The sequence below is a fragment of the Aestuariivirga sp. genome (assembly GCF_044238155.1).
Taxonomy (GTDB): Bacteria; Pseudomonadota; Alphaproteobacteria; order Rhizobiales; family Aestuariivirgaceae; genus Aestuariivirga.
Window position 1 is genome coordinate 1 of record NZ_JBIIDX010000189.1, and the last position, 5,656, is coordinate 5,656.

Sequence of the window (5,656 nt, forward strand, 5' to 3'; positions counted from 1 at the left end):
TTCAGACCAGCCACGACGTCGAGGGCAGTCATATGGATCAGCTCGGTCATGTGGGGCCTCCTGCCGCAAAGCCCATCATGAAATCCGTTTGCCGCCACCCCGTCAACCGGCGTAAAAGCCTCCGATCACAGTTCGAGGGAGATCATCATGAACGCACCGGTCGCAGCCCCAGGCATGAACAAGCAGTGGGTGGAACGTCGCGCCAAGGCCGTCTCGCGTGGAATCAGCGCCGGCGCCCCGGTGATTGCGGCAAAGGCCGAAAACGCCGAGATCTGGGATGTCGAGGGCAATCGCTACATCGACTTCGGCGGCGGCATTGCGGTGGTCAATACCGGTCATCGCCACCCGGCCGTCATGAAGCGCGTGTATGAGCAACTCGAAGCCTTCACCCACACCTGCGCCATGGTCATGCCCTATGCACCCTTCATCGAGGTGTGTGAGCGGCTCAACGCGGTAGCCCCGATTTCAGGCGAAAAGAAATCGGCGCTCGTGACCACCGGAGCCGAGGCGGTCGAGAACGCCATCAAGTTTGCCCGCGCCTATACCGGCCGCTCGGACGTCATCGCCTTTCACGGTGGCTTCCACGGACGCACCCTGCTCGGCATGTCGCTCACCGGCAAGGTCGTGCCCTACAAGGCCAAGTTCGGACCGATGGCGCCGGGCATCTGGCACGTGCCCTTCCCCGTGGCACACAAGGGCCACACGGTGGACGAATCGATGCACGCGATCGAATGGCTGTTCAAGGCCGACGTCGAGCCTTCGCGCGTTGCCGCCATTATCATCGAGCCGGTACAGGGCGAGGGTGGCTTCTACATTGCACCCAAGGAACTGATGGTGCGGCTGCGCAAGCTCTGCGATGATCACGGCATCCTGCTCATCGCCGACGAAATCCAGTCCGGCTTCGGCCGCACCGGCAAGTTCTTTGCCATGGAGCATTATGGCGTGGAGCCAGACCTCATGACGGCTGCGAAATCACTGGCCGGCGGGTTTCCGCTGGCTGCCGTGGTCGGCCGCGCCAAGATCATGGACGCGCCGGAGCCCGGCGGCATCGGCGGAACCTATGCCGGCAACCCCATCGCCTGCGCCGCAGCGCTTGGCGTTTTCGACGCCTTCGCCCAGGAGGACCTGCTCGAGAAGGCCGAGAAGCAAGGCAAGATGATCATGGAGCGCCTGCGGTCGATCAAGGCCAAGGGCAAGGGCATGCCGATCGGCGACATCCGCGGTCTCGGGGCCATGTGCGCTTTTGAGCTGGTGACCCAGCACGGCGGCAATGATCCGGATGCCGCAGGTGCCAAGGCGCTGGCGGCCAAATGCCTGGAACGCGGGCTCCTGATCCTCACCTGCGGTGTCTATTCGGATACGGTGCGTATGCTGACACCACTTACCGCCTCCGAAATGGTCATCAAGGAAGGTCTCGACATTCTGGAAAGCGCCCTGCTCGGCAACTGAACGCTCGTTCCGCCGACCCGGCCTGAAACCAGGCAGCGCCGGGGTCAGGCCAGGGTGAAATGCCGCCAGCTACAACCTGCCTGTTCAGCCTGAAGCTTTCGAGATATACTCGCTGACTTCAGGAGGAACCGGAAATGCCCTTGTCCAACATGGCCGTCCGCGACATCGAGACGGTGATCCACCCCTACACCAACCTGGCACGCCATCGCGAGGTTGGGCCGCTCATCCTCAACGAGGGCCGCGGCATCTATCTCTACGACGACCAGGGCAAGCGCTACATCGAAGGCATGGCGGGCCTGTGGTGCACTGCGCTGGGATACGGCAACCGGGAAATCGCCGAGGCGGGCGCCGAGGCACTGCGCAAGATCTCCTTCACCCACGCCTTCAGCGGCAAGTCGCATGATGGGGTCATCGAGCTTTCCGAAAAGCTGAAGGAGATCGCGCCCTGCCCAGCCTCCAAGGTGCTGTTCGGCTCGTCGGGGTCCGAAGCCAATGACATGCAGATCAAGCTGTCCTGGTACTACAACAACGCCAGGGGACGGCCGCAGAAGAAGAAGATCATCAGCCGGGTGCGCGCCTATCACGGGGTCACGATCGCGTCCGCCTCGCTCACCGGCCTGCCCTGGGTACACAATGATTTCGACCTGCCGATCGCCAATGTGCTCCACACCTCCTGCCCGCACTACTACCGCTTCGGCCAGGACGGCGAGACGGAGGAACAGTTCTCCCAGCGCATGGCGGACGATCTCGAGCAGCTCATCCTGAAGGAAGGGCCGGACACAATCGCGGCCTTCATCGGCGAACCGGTGATGGGCGCGGGCGGCGTGCTGGTGCCGCCCGAGGGTTACTGGCAGAAGGTCAATGCCATCCTCGCAAAGTACGACATCCGCTTCATCTCTGATGAGGTGATCTGTGGCTTCGGACGTACCGGCAACTGGTTCGGCTCCACCACAATGGGCATGACGCCACACTCGATCACCATGGCCAAGGCCATCACCTCGGCCTATTTCCCTCTCTCCGCCCTCACTATCGAGGAGGACCTCTACCAGGCGATGCTGGACGAGAGCCGCAAGCTCGGCACCTTCGGCCATGGCTACACCTACACCGCACACCCGGTGGGCTGCGCCATCTCGCTCAAGACCATCGAGATCTATCAGCGCGAGAAGATCATGGAACATGCCGCCAAGATGAGCCCGGTGTTCCAGTCGCGGTTCAGGAAGCTCGCCGATCATCCGCTTGTCGGCGAAGCACGTGGCGTTGGCCTCATAGGTGCTGTGGAACTGGTGGCTGACAAGGCGACCAAGCGTCCCTTCGATCCCAAGAAGATGGTGGGCGCCAACACCGTGAACACCATGCAGGAACTCGGCCTCATCGTGCGCAACATTCAGGATTCGGTTGCGCTCTGCCCGCCCCTGATCATCACCACCGACCAGATCCACGAAATGTTCGATGTCTTCGAAAGGGGACTGGATGCCATGGAAGCCTGGGTACGCAAGGAAAACGCGAGGGCAGCATGAGCGTTGCCGACGAGGCAGGGCTGCGGGCCAAATTTGGCGAGGTTCACCCCCTTGCCATTGCCAAGACACGGCCCGGGCTTGACATCTATTCTCGGCAATTCATCGCCATGTCGCCCTTCCTCGTCATCTCCACGGCGGATGCATCCGGCAAGGCCGATCTTTCCCCGCGCGGTGATCCGCCAGGCTTCGTGCATGTCATCGACGACAACACCATCCTGATCCCGGACCGGCCGGGCAACAACAGGCTCGACACCATGGCCAACATCACGGCCAACCCAAATGTCGGCTGCCTGTTCTTCATTCCGGGCTTCGAGGATACGCTCAGGCTGAATGGCAAGGCACGGATCATCGATGATGTTGGGCTGTTGCGCCACTGCGCTGTCAACGGCAAGGTGCCGACGGTTGGAATTCTGATTGCGGTCGAGGAAGTCTTCATGCATTGCGCCAAGGCCCTGAAGCGCTCTCGGCTGTGGCAGCCGGACTATCGCCAGGACCGCGCCCAGCTTCCCTCCATCGCCCGCATCATCCTGGCCCAGACCTGCGGGGCGGGCGTCAATGAGGCGGAAGCCGCCACGGCCGATGAAAGCGTCGAGGGCGATTACAAGACTGGTCTCTATTGATCGAGGTCAAGGTCCGCTGATGCCTGACGGCTAAGGTCCAGCGCCATGGATTCCAAGCTCATCGCCTTCGCCACCCAGGACGTTCCACGCTATACCAGCTACCCCACCGCGGTGCAGTTCGACTCTGATTTTCCGGGCAGCACCGCCGATGAGTGGCTCTCCGGCCTTGCGCCGGAGACCCGCCTCTCGGTCTACGTTCACATCCCCTTCTGCCGGCAGCTCTGCTGGTATTGCGGCTGCCACACCTCCGTTCCCAATGGCTATGACCGTGCCGCGCGCTACGTCGAATATCTGGTGCGTGACATCAGGCGATCAGCCTCGATCTTCGGGGGGCGCAAGGGCCTCGTCACGCATCTGCATTTCGGTGGCGGCACCCCCACCTATCTCGATGACTTCCACATCGCCGAACTTGTTGAGGCCATCGACACGGGCTTCGGCCTGGCGCCCGGCGGCGAAGTGGCGCTGGAGTCAGACCCGCGCACGCTGACGCGTGAGCGCGCAAGAGTGCTGGCCCGCATGGGCTTTAACCGCATCAGCTTCGGGGTTCAGGATTTTGCAACCCCGGTGCAGATGAGGATCAACCGGTTGCAAACATACGGCCTTGTCGCGGCCGCCAATGACTACCTGCGCGAGGCAGGCTTCGCTTCGGTGAATTTCGACCTGATGTATGGGCTTCCCGGCCAGACGGTGGAGAGCGTGGCGCGAACCGCGCAGCAGGCGGCAGGGCTCAAGCCGGACCGTATTTCGGTGTTCGGCTACGCCCATGTGCCATGGTTCAAGAAACACCAGAAGATGATCAACGACGCCGATCTTCCCGGCGTCCACGGCCGCTATGCGCAGGCCACCATGATCGAAACCGGGCTCAACGCGCAGGGCTATGCCTCGATCGGGCTCGATCATTTCGCGCTCGAGCATGACGAACTCACCAGGGCGGCGCGCAACGGAACCATGCGCCGTAACTTCCAGGGCTACACCACGGATGTCTCGGACGCGTTGATTGCTTTCGGTGCTTCGGCCATTGGCGAATTCAGCCATGGCTTTGCGCAGTCGGCGCGCGACACGCTGGAATGGTCGCAGCACATCGAGCGCGGCGAGAGCCCGGTGGTGAGGGGGATCGTGACTACTCCGGAAGACCGCATGCGCGCTGAGGCCATTGAGCGTCTGATGTGCGATCTGAACGTCAATGTGGCAGAGATCGCGGCGCGGCATGGTCTGGACGCTGCGGTTTTCTCCGATCTGGGCGAGCGGATGGCGCCCGCCATTGCCGCCGGCATCGCCAGTTTGAATGGGGCGCACGTCACGGTGCCAGCGGAACAGCGGCTGTTCCTGCGCAATGTGGCGGCGGCGTTCGACACGCACTTCGTATCGGCACCCAACCGCCATGCCAGGGCGGTCTAGAGCTAGAACCGCGCCAGCGCCTGCTCGAGGTCGGCCACCAGATCGTCAACATGCTCGATGCCGATCGACAGCCGGACCAGATTGTCAGGCAGCGGGCTCTCCGGGCCCTCCACCGATTTGCGATGTTCCGCAAGGCTTTCCACGCCACCAAGCGAGGTTGCGGGCACGATCACCTTGAGGCTGGTGCAGAACCTTTGTGCATCAGTGAAGCTACCACGCAGCAGAAGCGACATCATGCCCCCGAAACCATCGCGCATCTGCCGTGCGGCCACCACATGGCCAGGATGGCTGGCAAGGCCCGGATATAGCACTCGCTCCAGCTTTGGGTGGCCCTCGAAATGCCGGGCAATTGCCAGCGCATTAGCGGAGGCCTGACGGTAGCGCAGGAACAGTGTGCGCAGGCCGCGCATCAGCAAGTAACAATCGAAGGGCGCCAGCGGCGCCTGCGATTTGGTGCGCAGCATGCGGAGCTCGGCCCAGCGCGCGTCTTCCGTTGCCGTCACCAGCACACCGGCAAGAACATCTGAATGGCCATTCAGATATTTGGTGGCCGAGTGAAACACGATATCGGCGCCAAGCTTCAATGGTTGCGTGGTGACCGCCGCCGTGACGGTGGCATCGACCGCCAGTATGGCACCCGCCTTGTGCGCGGCCGCCGCCGCAGCGGCAATG

At 62.6% G+C, this 5,656-nt stretch carries 5 protein-coding genes; 4 read left to right on the plus strand and 1 reads right to left on the minus strand.

Annotation, left to right across the window (positions count from 1 at the left end):
* Window positions 1-147 precede the first annotated feature (147 nt).
* From gabT to hemN, 4 genes are all read left to right on the plus strand, one after another.
* The gene (gabT, locus tag ACILRN_RS15420) at window positions 148-1,449 is read left to right on the plus strand and encodes a 4-aminobutyrate--2-oxoglutarate transaminase (protein WP_395689781.1); all 1,302 of its coding nucleotides are present in this window, start codon (window positions 148-150) and stop codon (window positions 1,447-1,449) included.
* A 134-nt stretch (window positions 1,450-1,583) separates the two neighbouring features.
* Window positions 1,584-2,966, plus strand: coding sequence for an aminotransferase (locus ACILRN_RS15425; RefSeq protein WP_395689784.1), 1,383 nt, complete (start codon window positions 1,584-1,586; stop codon window positions 2,964-2,966).
* The gene (locus ACILRN_RS15430; protein ID WP_395689786.1) at window positions 2,963-3,586 is read left to right on the plus strand and encodes a pyridoxamine 5'-phosphate oxidase family protein; all 624 of its coding nucleotides are present in this window, start codon (window positions 2,963-2,965) and stop codon (window positions 3,584-3,586) included. Before ACILRN_RS15425 ends, ACILRN_RS15430 begins: the two co-directional genes overlap by 4 nt.
* 45 nt (window positions 3,587-3,631) lie before the next feature.
* Window positions 3,632-4,984, plus strand: coding sequence for an oxygen-independent coproporphyrinogen III oxidase (hemN, locus tag ACILRN_RS15435; protein WP_395689788.1), 1,353 nt, complete (start codon window positions 3,632-3,634; stop codon window positions 4,982-4,984).
* Window positions 4,985-4,986: 2 nt separating this feature from the next.
* Here the strand turns inward: hemN and ACILRN_RS15440 are convergent.
* Window positions 4,987-5,656 (minus strand): trans-sulfuration enzyme family protein (locus ACILRN_RS15440; protein WP_395689790.1); only part of this gene is annotated, 670 nt, incomplete at its 5' end.

What these genes read in the sequence shown, in the direction of transcription:
- gabT (WP_395689781.1), top strand. Translation starts at nt 148, where the DNA reads ATGAACGCACCGGTCGCAGCCCCAGGCATGAACAAGCAGTGGGTGGAA.
- ACILRN_RS15425 (WP_395689784.1), top strand. Translation starts at nt 1,584, where the DNA reads ATGCCCTTGTCCAACATGGCCGTCCGCGACATCGAGACGGTGATCCAC.
- ACILRN_RS15430 (WP_395689786.1), top strand. Translation starts at nt 2,963, where the DNA reads ATGAGCGTTGCCGACGAGGCAGGGCTGCGGGCCAAATTTGGCGAGGTT.
- hemN (WP_395689788.1), top strand. Translation starts at nt 3,632, where the DNA reads ATGGATTCCAAGCTCATCGCCTTCGCCACCCAGGACGTTCCACGCTAT.